Annotated in this window: 15 protein-coding genes, 1 tRNA gene and 1 pseudogene; 3 read left to right on the forward strand and 14 right to left on the reverse strand. The window is 68.0% G+C overall.

Features of this window, described 5'->3' with window-relative positions:
* Positions 1-58: 58 nt before the first annotated feature.
* A complete protein-coding gene (locus MKK55_RS06015) occupies positions 59-1,729 on the reverse strand; it encodes a methyl-accepting chemotaxis protein (protein ID WP_147859931.1) in 1,671 nt (556 codons plus the stop codon).
* Positions 1,730-1,990: 261 nt separating this feature from the next.
* Here MKK55_RS06015 and MKK55_RS06020 point away from each other — a divergent pair, with 261 nt between their 5' ends.
* Positions 1,991-3,475 (forward strand): hypothetical protein, encoded by a 1,485-nt coding sequence (locus MKK55_RS06020; RefSeq protein WP_243933747.1) that lies wholly within the window; start codon positions 1,991-1,993, stop codon positions 3,473-3,475.
* A gap of 60 nt (positions 3,476-3,535) precedes the next feature.
* Here the strand turns inward: MKK55_RS06020 and hslV are convergent, their stop codons facing one another.
* From hslV to MKK55_RS06045, 5 genes are all read right to left on the reverse strand, one after another.
* Entirely contained in the window at positions 3,536-4,066 is a 531-nt protein-coding gene (gene hslV / locus MKK55_RS06025) for an ATP-dependent protease subunit HslV (RefSeq protein ID WP_147844277.1), read from the reverse strand.
* 108 nt (positions 4,067-4,174) lie between these two features.
* Complete coding sequence (locus tag MKK55_RS06030; protein ID WP_147728685.1) at positions 4,175-4,897, reverse strand: ABC transporter ATP-binding protein; 723 nt, start codon at positions 4,895-4,897, stop codon at positions 4,175-4,177.
* Positions 4,890-6,962 carry an ABC transporter permease subunit gene (locus MKK55_RS06035; protein WP_243933748.1) on the reverse strand — a complete coding sequence of 691 codons (2,073 nt, stop codon included), beginning with the start codon at positions 6,960-6,962 and terminating at the stop codon, positions 4,890-4,892. Before MKK55_RS06035 ends, MKK55_RS06030 begins: the two co-directional genes overlap by 8 nt.
* Positions 6,963-6,966: 4 nt before the next feature.
* On the reverse strand, positions 6,967-7,839 hold the full coding sequence (locus MKK55_RS06040) for a branched-chain amino acid ABC transporter permease (RefSeq protein ID WP_243933749.1): 873 nt from the start codon (positions 7,837-7,839) through the stop codon (positions 6,967-6,969).
* Positions 7,840-8,077: 238 nt separating this feature from the next.
* Positions 8,078-9,304: an ABC transporter substrate-binding protein gene (locus tag MKK55_RS06045; protein WP_147727533.1), complete on the reverse strand. Its 1,227-nt coding sequence runs from the start codon at positions 9,302-9,304 to the stop codon at positions 8,078-8,080.
* A 442-nt stretch (positions 9,305-9,746) separates the two neighbouring features.
* Between MKK55_RS06045 and MKK55_RS06050 the strand changes: the two genes are divergently transcribed.
* Positions 9,747-9,820: transfer RNA gene (locus MKK55_RS06050), tRNA-Gln, on the forward strand.
* Positions 9,821-9,856: 36 nt separating this feature from the next.
* Here the strand turns inward: MKK55_RS06050 and MKK55_RS06055 are convergent.
* From MKK55_RS06055 to MKK55_RS06070, 4 genes and pseudogenes are all read right to left on the reverse strand, one after another.
* Entirely contained in the window at positions 9,857-10,231 is a 375-nt protein-coding gene (locus MKK55_RS06055; protein ID WP_243933750.1) for a hypothetical protein, read from the reverse strand.
* A gap of 520 nt (positions 10,232-10,751) precedes the next feature.
* On the reverse strand, positions 10,752-11,663 hold the full coding sequence (locus MKK55_RS06060; RefSeq protein WP_243933751.1) for a class I SAM-dependent methyltransferase: 912 nt from the start codon (positions 11,661-11,663) through the stop codon (positions 10,752-10,754).
* Positions 11,664-11,712: 49 nt separating this feature from the next.
* Positions 11,713-12,265, reverse strand: a pseudogene (locus MKK55_RS06065) (integrase core domain-containing protein); the annotation flags it as partial.
* A 100-nt stretch (positions 12,266-12,365) separates the two neighbouring features.
* The gene (locus MKK55_RS06070) at positions 12,366-13,250 is read right to left on the reverse strand and encodes a transglycosylase SLT domain-containing protein (protein ID WP_243933753.1); all 885 of its coding nucleotides are present in this window, start codon (positions 13,248-13,250) and stop codon (positions 12,366-12,368) included.
* A gap of 265 nt (positions 13,251-13,515) precedes the next feature.
* On the opposite strand from MKK55_RS06070, the gene MKK55_RS06075 reads away from it, so the two are divergent.
* On the forward strand, positions 13,516-13,797 hold the full coding sequence (locus MKK55_RS06075) for a hypothetical protein (RefSeq protein WP_243932425.1): 282 nt from the start codon (positions 13,516-13,518) through the stop codon (positions 13,795-13,797).
* A gap of 55 nt (positions 13,798-13,852) precedes the next feature.
* Here MKK55_RS06075 and MKK55_RS06080 read toward each other — a convergent pair whose 3' ends face one another.
* From MKK55_RS06080 to csgH, 4 genes are read right to left on the reverse strand one after another with little or no spacing between them, the layout of a single operon-like run.
* Positions 13,853-14,776, reverse strand: coding sequence for a CsgG/HfaB family protein (locus MKK55_RS06080; protein ID WP_243933755.1), 924 nt, complete (start codon positions 14,774-14,776; stop codon positions 13,853-13,855).
* A gap of 55 nt (positions 14,777-14,831) precedes the next feature.
* The gene (locus MKK55_RS06085) at positions 14,832-15,164 is read right to left on the reverse strand and encodes a curli assembly protein CsgF (RefSeq protein WP_243933757.1); all 333 of its coding nucleotides are present in this window, start codon (positions 15,162-15,164) and stop codon (positions 14,832-14,834) included.
* A 5-nt stretch (positions 15,165-15,169) separates the two neighbouring features.
* Complete coding sequence (locus MKK55_RS06090; RefSeq protein WP_243933759.1) at positions 15,170-15,691, reverse strand: hypothetical protein; 522 nt, start codon at positions 15,689-15,691, stop codon at positions 15,170-15,172.
* Positions 15,676-16,074 carry a curli-like amyloid fiber formation chaperone CsgH gene (gene csgH / locus MKK55_RS06095; protein WP_243933761.1) on the reverse strand — a complete coding sequence of 133 codons (399 nt, stop codon included), beginning with the start codon at positions 16,072-16,074 and terminating at the stop codon, positions 15,676-15,678. Before csgH ends, MKK55_RS06090 begins: the two co-directional genes overlap by 16 nt.
* Between the last annotated feature and the right edge of the window lie 43 nt (positions 16,075-16,117).

Below are 16,117 nucleotides of genomic sequence, written 5' to 3' on the forward strand. Positions count from 1 at the left end.
AGGGTCGAACGCGCCGCCGAGCGCGCGGCCGATCCGGCGTGCGATCCCCCGGCCGGCGTCAGGCGGCGCGGATCTCGCCGACGAAGCCGGCGACCTCGCCGCCGAGGCCCTCGGAGCGGCGCGCGAGCTCGCCGGCCGCGGCCAGCACCTGCGCCGCGGCGGCGCCCGCCTGCAGGGCGGCGGCCTGGACCTCGGCCATGGTCTCGCTCACCGCCCGGGTGCCCTCGGCGGCGTCGCTCACGCTGCGGGCGATCTCCTGGGTGGCGAGCTGCTGTTCCTCCACCGCCGCGGAGACGCCCATCGCGATCTCGTGGACCGAGCCGATGGTGCCGCCGATCTCCTCGATCGCCGCCACCGCGTCGGCGGTGGCCTCGCGGATCGTGGCGATCTCGGCGGTGATCCGGTCGGTCGCCAGCGCGGTCTGGCCGGCGAGGCTCTTCACCTCGGCGGCCACCACCGCGAAGCCGCGTCCCGCCTCGCCGGCCCGCGCCGCCTCGATCGTGGCGTTGAGCGCCAGCAGGTTGGTCTGGCCGGCGATGCCCGAGATCAGCGAGACGACCTCGCCGATGCTGGCGGCACTGCGGGCGAGCCGCTGCACGGACTGCTCGGTGCGTCGCGCGTTCTCGACGGCGCCGGCGGCGGCGACCGAGGTCTGCGAGACCTGCGCGCCGATCTCGTTGGCGGTCGCGGCCAGCTCCTCGGTGGCGGCCGCCACGGCCTGGACGTTCATCGAGGCCGCGCCGGCGGCGTCCATGACGGCCTGCGACTGCAGGCTGGTGCGCTCGGCGTTGCGCGCCATCGCGCGGGCCGTCTCCTCCATCGTCCCGGCGGACGCGGCCAGGTGGCCGACGAGGCCGCCGACGCTGCCCTGGAATCGGTCGGCGAGGGTGTCCATCTCGGCGCGCTTGACGGCGCCGGCTTCCAGGCCGGCCTGGGCCTGGCTGCGGCGCAGGGCGTCCGCCTCGCCCATCGCGTCGGCGAAGGTGCGCATGCTCGCCCAGATCGCGCCGATCTCGTCGCGCGAGGGCTTCACCATCGGCAGGTCGCGGTCGCCCTCCGCGAGGCGGCGGATCGCGGTCGACACGGCCCGCAGCGGCCTCGCGATCATGCGATGGCCGAACAGCCCGCCGATGAGCAGGCCGCCGAGGGCGCCACCGAAGGCCAGCGCCAGGAGCAGGCGCAGGCGCCCCGTGTAGAGCGCGTCGGCACCGGCGTTCAGGCTCTCGATGCGGTCGCGGTTGCGCATCACGAGGGCCTCGATCCCGGCCTGGAAGGCGATGCGGTTGTTGCGGTTCTCCTCGGTGAAGCCCTGCTCGGCGGCGGCCTTCGGCGAGACCTCGGTGCCGAGACGGGCCGTCTCGGTGCGGTGCCGTCGGAAATCCGCGGCGTCCTTCGCCACGCGGTCGAACAGCGCCCGGTCCTCCGCCGGCACCGCCGGGAGCCACTCGGTCAGCAGCGCATCGATCGCCGAGAGATCGCGGACGATGCCGCCGGCGTAGGTCCGCGCGGCCTGCGTGCTGGCGGCGGCGTAGATGCCGCGGGATTCGAGTGCGGTGTCGGTGGTGAGCCGGGTGAGCTCGGCCGCGAACAGCGCGTTCTCGGTGGCGTTCCGCGCGGCCCCGACCGACGCGTTGAAGGTCCGCAGGGTGTCGAGCCCGACGCCCGCGACCACGAGGGTCACGAGGCTGGAGGCGCCGACCAGTCCGATGAGTTTGCCGCCGATCGTCATCGCGTCCACGCCCCGTGCTTGCGTGGTCGAACCTACCCAGAGGTTGTCAAGGACCCGTTAAGCTTGCAACCCGCTCACCCCTGCACGGCCTCGGGGCGCGAGGCCGACATCCTCGATGCTTCGCCACCCTGCGGTCGAAGCTGCGAGAACGACAGCATAAACCCGCGGACCCGGCGGGCATAACCTTGACCGTTCCTTCGTCAGCCCGGATGAGTGGACCCGGCCGGGATCGATGATCGAGCCCGGTCCGGGGGACGTCAGATGAAGCGATGGATCGTGGGGGCCGCCCTGCTCGCCGGGCTGGCCGCGCCGGCTTGCGCCAAGGATATCGTCCTGCCGGCGAAGGAACCCGCCGTCACCGCGACGATGCCGGACGACTGGGACACCAGCGTCTACGAGACCGAGATCGCCTCCGTCTCGGCCGACGGCGACATCGTGGTCAACATCGCCACCGACAGCAAGGCGCGCCTCGACGCGCTGATCAAGGACAGCAAGGCCTACCTGACCAAGAACAAGGTCAAGCTCGTCGGCAAGCCGACCGAGCAGACCATCGACTTCAACGGCACCCCGGGCCAGGTGCAGCGCTACCAAGCGACGGACAAGAACGGCAAGGCGATCATCGACTTCGTCACCCTCGACGCGAGCCGGAACCGGGTGGTCCTGCTGACCGTGTGGGGCTCCGAGGACGACCGCCAGACCAACGGGACCGCCCTGGACGCGATCATGAAGAGCGTGACGGTCCCGGCCGGCGGCGGAGGCGGCGGGTTCTGGTCCGGTGCCGCCGTCCCGTCCGGCAAGGCCGGGACGGGCAAGACGGAAGCCACCGCGCCCGAGGCGGTCAAGCCGCCGCCGGGGGGCGCCGCGGCGGCGCCCCAAGCGTCCGCTCAAGCCCCCGCTCAAGCACCCCCTGCCGCAGCGCCGGCCGCCACCCAGACGCTCGGGGTCCGGCGCGTGCTGTTCGTCACGCGGCCCTCGGACGGCTTCGGCGACGCCGACCCGCGCGCCGCGAGCCCCTTCCTGCCGAGCGAGAAGGTCATCACCTACATGGAGCCGATCGGCGAGACGCTGGTGCCGGTCGCCGGCGGCGACGTGCGGTTCGGCTTGGTCGTCGACTACGCGCTGCAGACCAGGGGCGGCGCGATCCTCGCGGGCCAGAAGGCCGTGATCGACCGGGAGTTCACCGCCGGGAAGGACGTTCTGCTGGACGGCTCCCCGAAGTTCTCCTTCCACGTCACCCTGGGCATCACCGGCGTCGACCCGGGCGAGTACGTCCTCGCCTTCACGCTGCGCGACAAGTTCAGCGACCGCACGACCCAGATCGAGCGGCCGTTCACGGTGGCGGCGGCCCCGGCCACGGCCGCAGCGGCCCCCGCCGCCGCGCCCGTCCCCTCGGCTCCGACGGCCGCCGCGCCCGCGCCGTCGACGCCCGCTCCCGCCCCGGTCGTCGCGGCGGCTCCGCCCTCGCCTGCGGGTGGGCTCTGCGAGCAGGACGCGGTGCGCACGGATCTGATGGTCTCGGTCAACGGCGCCCCCGACTTCAAGGACGGCAAGCGCCGGCTCAAGGCGCTGGTCGAGCCCGAGACGGTCTTCGAGGATCGCAAGGCCAAGCGGATGACCTGCCGCTACACCTCGGTCTGGGACGAGACCCAGGACACGGGCACGACCGAGACGCGCATGAAGATGACCTTCAAGGCCAGCGACGACGGCAAGGACGGCATCGACCTCGATTACAGCTTCGACAAGTAGCAGCCGCGCAGCCTCCCGGCGGCCCCAGGGCCGTCGGGACGGAGCCGGTGAGGGCCGGACCTAGCCCGCGTCGAGAGCCTCGAGGACGAGGCTCTCGTTGGTGTAGACGCAGATCTCGGCGGCGATCCGCATGGCCTTGCGCACGATCGCCTCGGCGTCGAGGTCGGTGTCCTCCAGGGCGCGCGCGGCCGACAGCGCGTAGTTGCCGCCGGAGCCGATCGCCATCACCCCGCCCTCCGGCTCGAGCACGTCGCCCGCGCCCGACAGCAGCAGGCTGACGTCCTTGTCGGCCACCAGCATCATCGCCTCCAGGCGGCGGAGATAGCGGTCGGTGCGCCAGTCCTTGGTCAGCTCGACGCAGGCGCGGGTGAGCTGCCCGGGATACTGCTCGAGCTTGGCCTCCAGGCGCTCGAACAGGGTGAAGGCGTCGGCCGTCGCGCCGGCGAACCCGCCGATCACCGCGCCCTTGGCGAGCTTCCGGACCTTCCGGGCATTGCCCTTGACGATGGTCTGGCCGAGGCTGACCTGGCCGTCGCCGCCGATGACGACGCGGCCCCCCTTGCGCACCATCAGGATGGTGGTGGCGTGCATCTGGGCCGGGCCTGAATCGTCGTGTGCCAAGGGTGTCTCCGGGTATCGCTCGGCGTCAGGTAGGGGCTCGCGCCCCGGATTGCCAAGCGGCGCCGCGAAGACCCGCGGTCAGTGGTCGCCGCCGAGATAGGCCGCGCGCACCGCCGGATCGCTCTTGAGCCGGGCCGCCGGCCCCTGGAAGCGGATGCGGCCGTTCTCGAGGACGTAGGCGTAGTCGGCCACCCCGAGCGCCGCCATGGCGAACTGCTCGACGAGCAGCATCGTCACCTGCTCCTCCTTGAGCTGGCGGATGATGCGGAACACCTCCTCGACGAGCTTCGGCGCCAGCCCCATCGACGGCTCGTCCAGCAGCAGGATGTCGGGGCGCAGCATCAGGGCGCGGCCCATGGCGAGCATCTGCTGCTCGCCGCCCGAGAGCGTGCCGGCGAGCTGCAGCCGGCGCTCCTTGAGGCGCGGGAACAGCGCGTAGGCGCGCTCGCGGTCGGCGGAAACGTCGCCCTTGGGGCGCGAGCCGGTCAGCCGCGGGAAGGCGCCGAGCGTCAGGTTGTCCTCCACCGACAGGGTCGGGAACACCCGCCGCCCCTCCGGCGAGTGGGCGAGGCCGGCGCGGGCCACGTCGTGGCTGTCGAGCCCCGAGATCTCACGCCCGGCGAGCCGGATCGAGCCGGCGCGCGGCTGGATCATCCCCGAGAGGGCCCGCATCGTCGTGGTCTTGCCGGCCCCGTTGGAGCCGATCAGCGTCACGACCTTGCCCTTCGGCACCTGGAACGAGAGCCCGTGCAGGACCTCGATCTGGCCGTACCCGGCCGACAGGTTGGCGACCTCAAGCATGGGCTGGCTCCGGAGCGGCCGAGCCGCCCATGTCGTCGGGGGCGCCGAGATAGGCCTCGATCACCTTCGGGTCGGCCTGCACCTCGCGGGCCCCGCCCTCGGCGATCTTGTGCCCGAAATCGAGCACGCTGACCCGGTCGCACAGCCCCATCACCACGTCCATGTGGTGCTCGATCAGGATCACGGTGATGCCCGCGTCGCGGATCTTGCGGATGATCGCGGTCAGGTCCGCGATGTCGGGCGCGGTCAGGCCGGCGGCCGGCTCGTCCAGCAGCAGCAGCACGGGGTCGAGCGCCAGCGCGCGGCCGATCTCCAGGAGGCGCTGCTTGCCGTAGGGCAGGTTGCGGGCCTCCACCTGGGCGAGGCTCGACAGGCCCATGAAGTCGAGGATCGCCATCGCCCGGGCGCGGGCCTCGCGCTCCTCGCGGCGGCGCCGCGGCGTGCCGAGGATCGCGTCGACGATGGTGCCGTGGAAGGCGTGGTGCAGGCCGACGAGCACGTTCTCCAGGGCCGTCATCTCGCGGAAGAGCTGCACGTTCTGGAAGGTGCGGGCGACGCCGGCGAGCGCGATCTCGGAGGGCGTGCGCCCGTCGAGGCGCTTCGGCGCGCTGCCGGCGGCGGCCAGCGTCACCGCGCCGGCGGTGGGTTTGTAGATGCCGGTGAGCACGTTCATCATCGTGCTCTTGCCCGAGCCGTTCGGGCCGATGAGCCCGTGGATCGTGCCCGGCCTCACCGACAGGTCGACGCCGGCCAGCGCCTTCAGGCCGCCGAACTGCATCAGCGCCTGCTCGACCTGCAGCAGCGGCTCGGTGCCGGCGGCCTTGCCGCGCTGCGCGATCAGCGCGTCGCCGTCGGCCGAGAGCGCCTTGCCCTCCGCCGTGTGGGCCGGGCGGAGCGCCGGGATCTTCTCGCGCAGGAAGCCGACGATGCCGTCGGGCAGGTAGTAGACCACGAACAGGATCAGCAGGCCGAACACGCTGAGCCGGAAGTCGGTGACCGATTGCAGCGCCAGCGTCGCGGGCAGGAACAGGATGCAGAGCACCACCGGCACGAGGATCGCGAAGCGGTTCTCGCGCCGGCGCAGGAAGGCCTGGATGCCGACGACGAGCGCCACGGCGGCGATGAGGCCGGCCATGATCCGCACGAGGTCGATGTCGGCCAGGATGTTGGGCATCATCACGATGATCGCCGAGCCGATCAGCGGGCCGGCCCGCGACTTCCGGCCGCCCATCGTCACCGCGAGCAGGAACAGCACGGTGAGTTCGAAGCCGTAGGAATTCGGGGCGACGTAGCGCTCCGACCAGGCGAACAGCGCGCCCGCGAGCCCCGCGAGCGCCGCCGAGACCACGAAGGCGTAGACCTTGTAGCGGTAGACGCTGACGCCCATGCAGTCGCAGGCGATCGGCGAGTCGCGCAGCGCCTCGAAGGCGCGCCCGAACGGCGAGCGCACGATGCGGTTCACCACCACGATCGTCAGCAGGAGGCAGGCGCAGACGAGGTAGTAGAACTCGAGCTTGCGCCCCGCCGCGCCCCAGGGCGGCGTGATCCCGAGCGTCGCGAAGTCGATGACGCGGGCCGGCGGCAGGGTGATGCCGAGCGGCCCGTTGGTGATCGGCGTCAGCTCGTTGATGAAGATCTGCACGATGGTGCCGAAGGCCAGCGTCACCATCGCGAGGTACGGGCCGGTGACCCGCAGCGCCGGCACCGCGAGCAGCAGGCCGAAGGCGGAGGTGACGCCGATCCCGGCGAGCAGGCCCCACCAGATCCCGAGCTTGAAGTGCAGGAACAGCACGGCCGCCGCGTAGGCGCCGACGCCGAACAGCCCGGCATGGCCGAGGCTGACCTGGCCGGTATAGCCGACGACGATGTCGAGCCCGAGGATCAGGATCGCGTAGATCGCGATCACCAGGAGGAGGTGGATGTAGTAGCTGCTGGTGACCACGTGCGGGAAGGCGGCGAGGAACACCACGAGCAGCAATGCGCCCGCCGCGCCGATATGCCGGCCGAGACCGGCGGAGGCCGAGGGCGCCGGGGCGGCGGCCGGCGCGAAGGTGGAGTGCGCCATCGGCTCAGACTTTCTTGATCACGGCCTTGCCGAACAGCCCCACGGGGCGGATCGACAGCACGACGAGGAGCAGGATCAGGCCCGGCACGTCCTTGTAGCCGGTGGAGATGTAGAAGCCGGTCAGCGTCTCGGCGATGCCGAGGATCAGCCCGCCGACGATGACGCCGAGGCCGGATTCGAGGCCGCCGATGATCGCCACCGCGAAGGCCTTCAGCGCCAGCACCGCGCCCATCGTGGCGCCCGTCAGCGTGACCGGGGCGACGAGCACGCCGGCGAACGCCGCCGTCATCGCGCTGATCGAGTAGGACAGGGTGATGACGCGCTTGGTGTTGATGCCCATCAGGCCGGCGGCATCGATGTCGTTCGAGGTGGCGATCACCGCCTTGCCCCAGATCGACTTGCGATTGAAGATCTCGACCGCGAGCATCATCAGCAACGCCCCGGCGATGATCAGCAGCTCCATCGGCAGCATGCGGATGCCGCCGAGCTGCAGCGCCTCCTCGGGCAGCGGCGACGGGAACTTGAGGTCGTCGTGGCCCCAGATGTTCTCGGCGAGATTGCGAAAGATGATCCCGAGCGCGATGGTGGCCATGATCCACCCGTACTCGGACTTGATCTTCACCGCCGGGCGCACGCCGAGGCGCTCGACCACGGCGCCCAGCGCGAAGCCGAAGACCAGCACCAGCGGGATCATCAGCCAGTAGCCGGTGAACGGCGCCAGCGTCAGGCCGAACAGGGCGCCCAGCGCCAGCGCCTCGCCCTGCCCGAAGTTCAGCGTCTTCGAGGTGGCGAAGGTGAGCTGGTAGCCGAAGGCGATGGCGGCGTAGATCATGCCGACCGCGACGCCGGACGCGACGAGCTGCAGGAAGATGGTCATCGTGTCACCGGCGCCCGTGCGTGAGGGTTTGGTCGTTCATGACGTCCGGTCCCGACTCGATCCGTCGAGGCGCGGGCTCCCGTCCCGCTCGGGATCGGGCCGCGCGACGGGCGACCGGACGGCGTCGGGCCGGCCGTGCCGCCCCGGCACGCGGGCGGTTGCGGGACCTCGCGCGCCGCCGGACGCTCGATAAGCGTTCCGGCGGCGGTGGATCATCCCGCCCGACCGACGAAAATCGTCAGTTGGAGGTCTTTTCCTTGACGCGCACCACGCCGGCGTTCTTGGCGTCCGTGTCCTTGGCGTAGACGATCTTGCCGTCCTGCACCTTCCCGAACACGACCATGTTGCGCGAGATCGCGTTGTGGTCGGCGGCGGTGAAGGGCTTGTCGTAGGTCGTCACCACGCCCTCGACCTTCTCCTTGAGGTTCTCGAGCGCCTCGCGGATCTTCGGCCCGTCGGTCGAGCCGGCCTGCTTGATCGCGGCGGCGATCAGGAACACCGAGTCGTAGCCCTGCGCGCCGGCGACCGGGGTCGGGATCTTGGTCACGCCGTAGGTCTTGTAGTAGTCCTCCAGGAAGGCCTTGCGCTTCGGCAGCGTCTTGTCCTCGATGAAGGTCTGCGGCATCACCACGCCGTTGCCGTTGGCGCCAGCGATGTCGATGAAGCTCTGCATCGAGGCCGGCCACGAGGTGATCATCGGCACCTTCCAGCCGAGCTTGGCCATGCCGTTGGCGATCTGCGCCAGCTCCGGCCCGATGCCGTAGGCCAGGATCACGTCGGCGCCGGCCTGCTGGGCCTTCAGCAGCTGGGCCGTCATGTCGACGTCCTTGATGTTGAACTTCTCGACCACCACCGGCTTCACGCCCTTGGTGCCGAGGTACTTCTCGATGTCCTCGCGGCCGAGCTGGCCGTAATTGGTCGAGTCGGCGAGGATGGCGATCTTCTTGTGGCCCTGCGCGACGGCCTCGTCGACCATCATGCCGGCCTGCAGCACGTCGTAGGCCGAGTTCCGGAAGACGTAGTTGCTGTCGTAGTCCGGCGCCTTGAACTGGTTGGTGATGACGGTGCCGGTGGCGACGTTGTTGAACACCGGGATCTCGGCTTCCTGGTAGAAGCGCTGCGCGGCCAATGCCACGCCGGTGTTGATGAAGCCCAGCGTCGCGACAACCTTCTCCTTGCTAATGAGCTCCTGCGCCACCTGGGCGCCGACCTCGTTCTTGGCCTCGTCGTCGCGCTCGACGAGCTGGATCTGACGCCCGAGCACGCCGCCGGCCTTGTTGATCTCGGCGGCCGCCAGCCGTGCGCCGTCGCGCATCGACACCCCCATGGCGGAGGAGCCGCCGGTATAGGGGCCGGTGACGCCGATCTTGATCGGGTCCGCGGCCTGGGACGGCAGGGCGCCGAGCGTGGCCAGTGCCGTCGCGCCGAGCAGGGCGCCGACGAACGCGCGCGTCGTCAGTGTCATGGCTGTTTCCTCCGTGTCCCGATCCGGGCGTTTTTTGTGTCGCGGTGCCTTGAGGCACCGTCGCGGGTTCTGCGGCCCGAAGTCTCGGGCCCCTGCCCGAGCGTTGGAATATTGTCGAACGTGCACGCGAACGCAACGCAGGACGCGAGGCCCGGCCTACAAATCCAAAGGGTTGTGGGTTTTACGGCGCGAACCTCGGGCCGCCGCGGCGAGGGTCGGCCAGGCGGCGTCCGTCGCGGCCTGCGCGGGGACCATGCTCCGGCCGATGCGCCCAAGCGTTCCGGAAGCGCCGGGCCGGCCCGGAAATGCGCCGGCGCGGGCAAAGCCTGTTGACCGATCCGCGCTTTCCCCTTAACGGAAGCGCTCCCGAACGACGGACCCCTTCCGAGCGGTCGCCGGCTTCCAGCCGTGCCCGGATCGCGAGCGGTACCCGTCCCTTCGGTGGGGGATAGTTTAACGGTAGAACGGTGGACTCTGACTCCTCTGGTCCTGGTTCGAATCCAGGTCCCCCAGCCAATGAATTTTCAACGACTTAGCTTCAACGACGAGCGCCTACGGCGGCAGGTTTGACTTTTCTTCGGAACGGTCTTCCCCCTGCAGATCGCCGATCACGCGTGCGTTCGACCGTTTCATGTCGGTGCTCCGGTGGTACGTCGGCGTCGCGTGGGCCGTGCGTTGGCCCAAGATATCGGCGATCTCCCGATCCGTTTTTCCGAGCCCGCGCAGGTCGGTCGCGACGCTGTGGCGTAGGCCGTGCGCCGTCAGCCCCGGGCGCACTTGTCCTGCCTCTCCCGGCCGGGCGCGCAGCTTGCGCCAGGACGTGTTCCACCCGCCATCGGTCCACGGCGTGCCTTCCGGGCGTGACGAGCAGATGCGTTCGGCTCGGCGGGCGCTTGTTCGAGGATTGTGGCCAGCGGTGCCGGGCACGGCACGCAGACCTCGGCATCCCCCTTCCCCGTCCCAAGGGCGATCATGCCGTCCTGATAAGCGGCGGCCGGCATCGCACGCACGTCTCCAAGACGGCCCCCAAGGTGCCGCGTGAAAGCCAGCGGTGCCTTCCGCTGGATAGGCGCCGCGGCCAGCCCTGCCTCGCGCTCCGCCACCGACCAGAGCTGGTTCCGATGCCCCTCCCCTGTCGCCTTGCGGGTCTTCTCGACGCGTAGCGCCACGTTGGTCTCGGTCGTGGACCCATCAGCTCATCGCCAGATTCGAATGGCCAAGGGTTTGATGCTGGCGAGGACGGTTTGAGCCGCAGGAACTCCGGAGTCGTGCGATATTCGTGGATGAGGTGGCCGAGCGCGTGGCGGACGGCCGCCTTCGCTTTCCACGCTCGATCCAGGCGCTGAACCTCGACCGCGAAGGCAGCGGTGCCGAATTCGGAAGGCCGGCCTTCTGACAAGACGTCGATCCTCCACGCACCCGATGATTTGTGCGAAGCTTCCGTCGATCATCGCGGGAGCGTGGCTGCAAAACGAGACATGAACCGCTGCCGAAGCTTGGCGGCCATCGATTTTGGCGTTGGCAATTCATGATGGAGAGCCATGTCAAGATCAGATGGCATTGCCGGCTGAGACCCGGCTCCAGTTTTTTGCATCGTTACATAAAATTCATGTGATTTTTTCATCGTTGGCAGTATATTGATAATATTAAATTCTACCAATCCCATAGATATCAACTCTTGAAATATTTTTATGAAGATGTAAGGAGTATATACCGTGCAGTGAACATCGTGATAGCTGTTGTTTATCGAAACATCTTTCGCAACGTTTAAGGCGTTGCCAAGTTGTCCATCGAACATATCATCGGGCTCCCGCCCATGCCCGGCCCAAATCGCATTCGGATCGACATTCACGGTACGTGCAACGTGCTCGAACACCTGTGCCGGACTGGCGATGCGCGCGCCAGCGAGGTAGTGCGCGATCAGGTCTCCTGTCGTCGAGGTCGTGCGGCGAAAATCGAAGGTGAACCTTTTGTCGGGGACAACGAGAAACAAGATGCCGTCGGCTTTCAAGGCGCTTGCCAGGCCCTGGAGCCAGCGAATTGGATCAGGCAGATGCTCAATCACGTGGCTGGCGACGATGTAATCCACCGGTCCTCTCTGACCGAGGGCCTCGGCGAGATCTTGGTGCTCCAGCACAAGATCGACATCCACGATGCGATCGGCGTCGGGGCGCATCACATCATGAGCCGCATATTTCGCTTGCAGATGTTCCGTGGATAGATGATCGGCATAGAGCACATCACCATCGCTGCGTAAGATGATCGGCCGATTCAGGGGGCCAAGCTCGACTCCCAACTTTCCTTTCGGGCGCACGGACTTGAGTGCCTGCTCTCGCCTGAAACGTACGATCTTATCCATCTTAGCAATCCGACCGTGCCTGCCCCCATTCGGCGGCCCGGCTTCGAAGTTAGTGCATTGTCGGGCGCGTGACGATGGCGGGGTGGGCGAGCGGCGGCGAGCTGCTCGGTTCCGTCGGCCAGATGGCGGCCTCCAGCGCAGGCGTCGGGTAGCCGAGTGACGAGCGTGGACGGATGATGTCGGCGTGCCTCCGCCGATGCTCGATCCCGACGCTGACTTCCCTGAGGATGGAGATCACCTCGCCGTTCAGGCGTTCGTCGCGGAGCTTCGCGTTGGAGATTTCGCAATAGCCGCTTTCCCATGGACGGCCCGACTTGATGCAGGCTGCCCGCGAGCCGACCGCTGCGATCGAGTCCTGGACCGCTTTGTCGATCAATTCCAGCCCGTTGCCCGGGCGGATTTGATGGGGTGCCCAATCTAAACCGAACAAGTCCGAGATCACGTCGATCACGTCTACCGCCTGGAGCTTGCGAGTGATCCGGTTGAGCAGGCGCTTGCGGGTGAGCGCGCTGCACGATCCTTGGGGCCGCCACCACGTTCAGCGTTCGGTGCTTGCGACCCCTGTGCGTACGATGCTCGACGAAGTCGTAGGACCGGATATGTGTGTGGTCCTCGCATGTGGTGGAGCGGATCGAGTTTTCGAAGCTGCTCCTTCGGTGCCTTCGAAATCCGCTAACCTTTTCGACGGGAGCGCACGCCAAATCAGTAACTGACTTGGATCAGGCAACTCGGGCACATGGCACGTTCCGCCATCGTCGTCGAAACGCGGGTGACGCGTTTCCCGGATCGAGCTGACGACATCAGATTCGCGAATTTCGATCCTGCAGGTGACTTTCCGGTTTGGATGGGTGTCGTTCGGTTGGTCAACGATTCGAGGAGCTCGAGTTCCCAATTCTTCGCCTTGTAGGCTGAGGCGCGCATCGCGGCTTCCTTTCGGAGAATGCCGGAGCGCGTGTCGCCTCCGAGGAGTTTGGCACCGGGCGGTGCCCATTCCTCCGCCGTCCGACCGGTGATCGCCAGGACGTAGCTTCGGGTTTCCATGGGCAGGCCGCCGCGGCCAGCGAGCCAGTTCGCGACCCGCGTCGGGCCGCCGTTATAGGCGGCGGCGGCAAGGCCGATATTCCCGAATTGCCGGGTGAGGTCGCTGAGGAAGGCGGCCGATTTCGGCAGGGCCTCAGCCGGGTCGAAGGGATTCTTCAGCCCGCGGACGGCTGCCGTGCCGGGCATGAACTGCGCGATCCCCTGGGCGCCGGCGCGGCTGACCGCGCGATGATTGAAACCGCTTTCCTGCTTGATCAGGCGCAGGAAGTAATCGACCGGCACGGAGTGGGCGGCGGCGGCTTCGCGCGCGATGCGTTTGACCCCCGCCACATCGTGCGGCGCGGTGTCGGCCTGCGGTGCCTGCACCGGCCTCCTCAGGACCTTCAGCACGAGGGGGATGGTGGCTCCTTCGCGCAACTGGACCGCGACCGCCTCACCGCCCGGCCCATCCTGAACGGGGCTCTGCCCCGCCCGGGCGAGGTCGGACGAAGCCGCGCAAAGCAGGGCAAGCACGACGAAGGTCCGCAGGCGGGCCGCGAACCGCATGGCCGATCCGTCCGACATCAAAACGCCTGCTCGATCGGGCCGAGAACCATGCCCGGCCGGAGGCGGGAGGACAGCGAAGGCTCCGAGCGTTTGACGGATCCTGTGCGGTGACGGCACCGAAGCGCGATGGGACGGGCTTTCCCGAGATTCATGCTTGACGGGACCGCAGGAAACGCGATGCCCTGTCGAGAGTTGATCCGCGTGATCGAGGTTTCGAGAAGCAATGCCGCGTCCAGGGAAGAGATCGACCATGTTGAGACCTTGGATGGCGCTCGCGGTGGTTTGCGTGTCGACGACCGTCATCGCAGGAGAGCAGGTTCGTCCTCACCGTGGCTCGCCCGCGCGCCCGTCGATCGAGCAATCGTCCGAGGCCCGGATCCAGCAGGTTCCCGAGCGCTCGCGATCGCCGGCCCAGCCGATCCCCGAAGGCGAGGCGAAGAGCGCCAATGTCCGCGGGCCCTCCGCGCCGGTCACCTGCAACGGCCAGAACTCCGAATCCCCGGCCTGCTACACCGCAACCCAGCAGAGCCGTCCCGTAACCCGCTGACATCCGGTCCGCATCCATCGTGCCTGACGGCGGGCGAGCCCGCGCGGCGACGGCGTCACCCCTTCGCCGCGAGGGCGACCGGTGACACGGCCTCGGGCGATCCCGGCTCCGTCACGGCGAAATCGACCGCGCGACGCTGGTCCTCCAGGGCCCGCAAGAACGCCTCGCCGGCCTCGGCATCCTTGAATTTCCAGAGCTTGTTCTTCACGCCCTCGAAGATAAGCGAGTAGACCGCCAGCTGAACGCCTTCCCGAACGGCCAGGGTCGTGGGCGAATTCTTGGTGAAGCCGGCTTCGGCCTGGAGCAGATGGTCCACCGCCGCGAACTTGAACGCGGTTCCGTTCACCAGCACCGAGTAGATGGTCTTCGTCGTGGTCACCGAGGCGAGGACGCGGCCGGTCTGAACGCTGACGGCGCGAAGGGCCACGGTGACGATGTCCTGCCGGTACTGCGCGTTGCCGCCGATCCCGAGGTAGTTCGCGCCGATTCCGCCCGTGGTCTCGTTCGAATCGTAGCCGATGATGCCGCCCTGGAGCGTGACGCCGGCGAAGCGCAGCGGTGGCAGCCCCTTGGACTTGTCACCCTCCACCGCGGTGCGGGTGTTCTGGATGATCTGCCGCTCCTGGAGGAGAGCGGCGAGCTCGTTGCGCTCGGCGACGTTGAACCAGCGGCCGCCGCCGGCCTTCACCAGCACGTCGGTCAGGATCGGTGCGCCGCCTTGTGTCGTCGCACGCGAGAACTCCGCGAAGTTGTCGTTCGGCTTGTTCTGTCCGGTCAGGTCCGGGAAACTGTAGACCGCCACATCCAGCGCCTGGACCGGGGGCGGCAGCCTCTCGAGGATGATTCCGGTCTTGGTGTTGGCCACGAGGGCGGCCGGCTGGGTCGCGGGATCGAGCGCCGATCCGGTCAGCGCAACGCAGCCCGCGAGGGCGGGCGCGAAAGCCGCGGCGACCGCGACGCGCTTTAGAAGTGTGAACATTCGCCTCGAGCCCCTGCGCGTCTTCTTGTCGTTGTCCTGCGATCGAGCCGATCGATCACGGGTTCGCGGGGATAGCGGTTCCGTTGATGATGATGGTGGGCGTGGCCACGCTGTTCGAGCCGCCCAATTTGCTCAGCGCTTCGTTGAGCCCGGAGAGATCCGGGGAGTTCTGGCCGGATTTCGCGCCCGCGCCCTGCGCCTGCGCGGTCGACAGGAGAAAGGTTCCGTTGAGCGGATTGCCGCCGAAGGTCGGGCTCACCGGGCGATAGAGCTGCTCGGTCGCCGATCCGGGCGCGCTCGCAAGGGTTCCGCACAGGAGCGAAGCAACTGCCAAGGCTAAAATTTTCATCGACCCCTCACTGCGATATTTCAGATCATTTAGGGTCATGCGAGTTAACGCTTAATCAACAAGCCTCCATTCGGAAGGCGCGCAATCAACATATTAACCGGAATAGACCCTTGAGGCTGAATTACACCGACATTCAATCCTTGAGTTCCAAGTAGCACAATGTTGGAGTGAAGATTGTTGCCTACCTGCAACACGCCAACCTGATTCATGTTGCCGATGATGCCGGCAGTCGATTGATTTCCCGTTCCTGTCTGCAGATGAGCCACGTGGTTGTTGTTGCCGATCTGCAGGGTCTGCGCGACTTGGCCGGACCCGCGCGCGGCGGCCATCTCGGGCGTCGCCATCGGCGCGGGGATCGCCGGCGACCGAGCGAACGGGGTCGGGGCGCCGTTGGTCGACCCGAAGGCCTGAACCGGGACCGAGGCGCCGATGGCTGCCTGCGCCACGTAGGCCGATTCGGCCCGGGCCGGGACGGATCCGAGGGCGGCGCAGATGGCGACGGATGCGCTCGCCGTGGCGATGCGACGGATCGTGGAGGTGAGCCCGAGGGTCAGGGCGAGTGGCATGAGATGCTTCCTTGATCCCACGTGAGGACCAGTTTCGCCTCGTAGTGCCCGAGTGCCGAGCGATCCAAGGTCAGGGTCGACAGGACGGTTTCCGAATTCGCCGAGAGCGCGAAGTCGCCGCTCTGGACATTCCGGCTGGTTCCGGTCTCGCTCTCCTTTGAGACGAAGAGCGAATACTGACCTTGAAGATCGCGGTCGGCTCTGGCGAGCGCCTGGAGGCGGAGGAATTGCGAGGTCGGTTCGGCTTCGACGGTGCAGGACACGTTCGCGATGGAGGCCGTGGCCCTGGGCATCGAGAAGGCCGGATGGGTCCCGAGGCAACCAGCAAGGCAGAGGAGCGCTGAGCGCACGAGACCCCGGATCGGCGATGCTGCGCGCCGCATGCGGTCTGCTCTCGATCTGGAGAAAGACAGGCGGCAGGCTTGT

The sequence above is a fragment of the Methylobacterium sp. J-059 genome, from assembly GCF_022829485.1.
In the GTDB taxonomy this organism is placed as follows: Bacteria; Pseudomonadota; Alphaproteobacteria; order Rhizobiales; family Beijerinckiaceae; genus Methylobacterium.

Coding starts and splice junctions, on each gene's coding strand:
- MKK55_RS06030 (WP_147728685.1), bottom strand. CDS start 4,897: ATGCTTGAGGTCGCCAACCTGTCGGCCGGGTACGGCCAGATCGAGGTC.
- MKK55_RS06045 (WP_147727533.1), bottom strand. CDS start 9,304: ATGACACTGACGACGCGCGCGTTCGTCGGCGCCCTGCTCGGCGCGACG.
- MKK55_RS06035 (WP_243933748.1), bottom strand. CDS start 6,962: ATGGCGCACTCCACCTTCGCGCCGGCCGCCGCCCCGGCGCCCTCGGCC.
- MKK55_RS06070 (WP_243933753.1), bottom strand. CDS start 13,250: ATGCGGTTCGCGGCCCGCCTGCGGACCTTCGTCGTGCTTGCCCTGCTT.
- MKK55_RS06015 (WP_147859931.1), bottom strand. CDS start 1,729: ATGACGATCGGCGGCAAACTCATCGGACTGGTCGGCGCCTCCAGCCTC.
- csgH (WP_243933761.1), bottom strand. CDS start 16,074: ATGCGGCGCGCAGCATCGCCGATCCGGGGTCTCGTGCGCTCAGCGCTC.
- MKK55_RS06075 (WP_243932425.1), top strand. CDS start 13,516: ATGGCGCTCGCGGTGGTTTGCGTGTCGACGACCGTCATCGCAGGAGAG.
- MKK55_RS06080 (WP_243933755.1), bottom strand. CDS start 14,776: ATGTTCACACTTCTAAAGCGCGTCGCGGTCGCCGCGGCTTTCGCGCCC.
- hslV (WP_147844277.1), bottom strand. CDS start 4,066: ATGCACGCCACCACCATCCTGATGGTGCGCAAGGGGGGCCGCGTCGTC.
- MKK55_RS06060 (WP_243933751.1), bottom strand. CDS start 11,663: ATGGATAAGATCGTACGTTTCAGGCGAGAGCAGGCACTCAAGTCCGTG.
- MKK55_RS06085 (WP_243933757.1), bottom strand. CDS start 15,164: ATGACCCTAAATGATCTGAAATATCGCAGTGAGGGGTCGATGAAAATT.
- MKK55_RS06040 (WP_243933749.1), bottom strand. CDS start 7,839: ATGACCATCTTCCTGCAGCTCGTCGCGTCCGGCGTCGCGGTCGGCATG.
- MKK55_RS06090 (WP_243933759.1), bottom strand. CDS start 15,691: ATGCCACTCGCCCTGACCCTCGGGCTCACCTCCACGATCCGTCGCATC.
- MKK55_RS06020 (WP_243933747.1), top strand. CDS start 1,991: ATGAAGCGATGGATCGTGGGGGCCGCCCTGCTCGCCGGGCTGGCCGCG.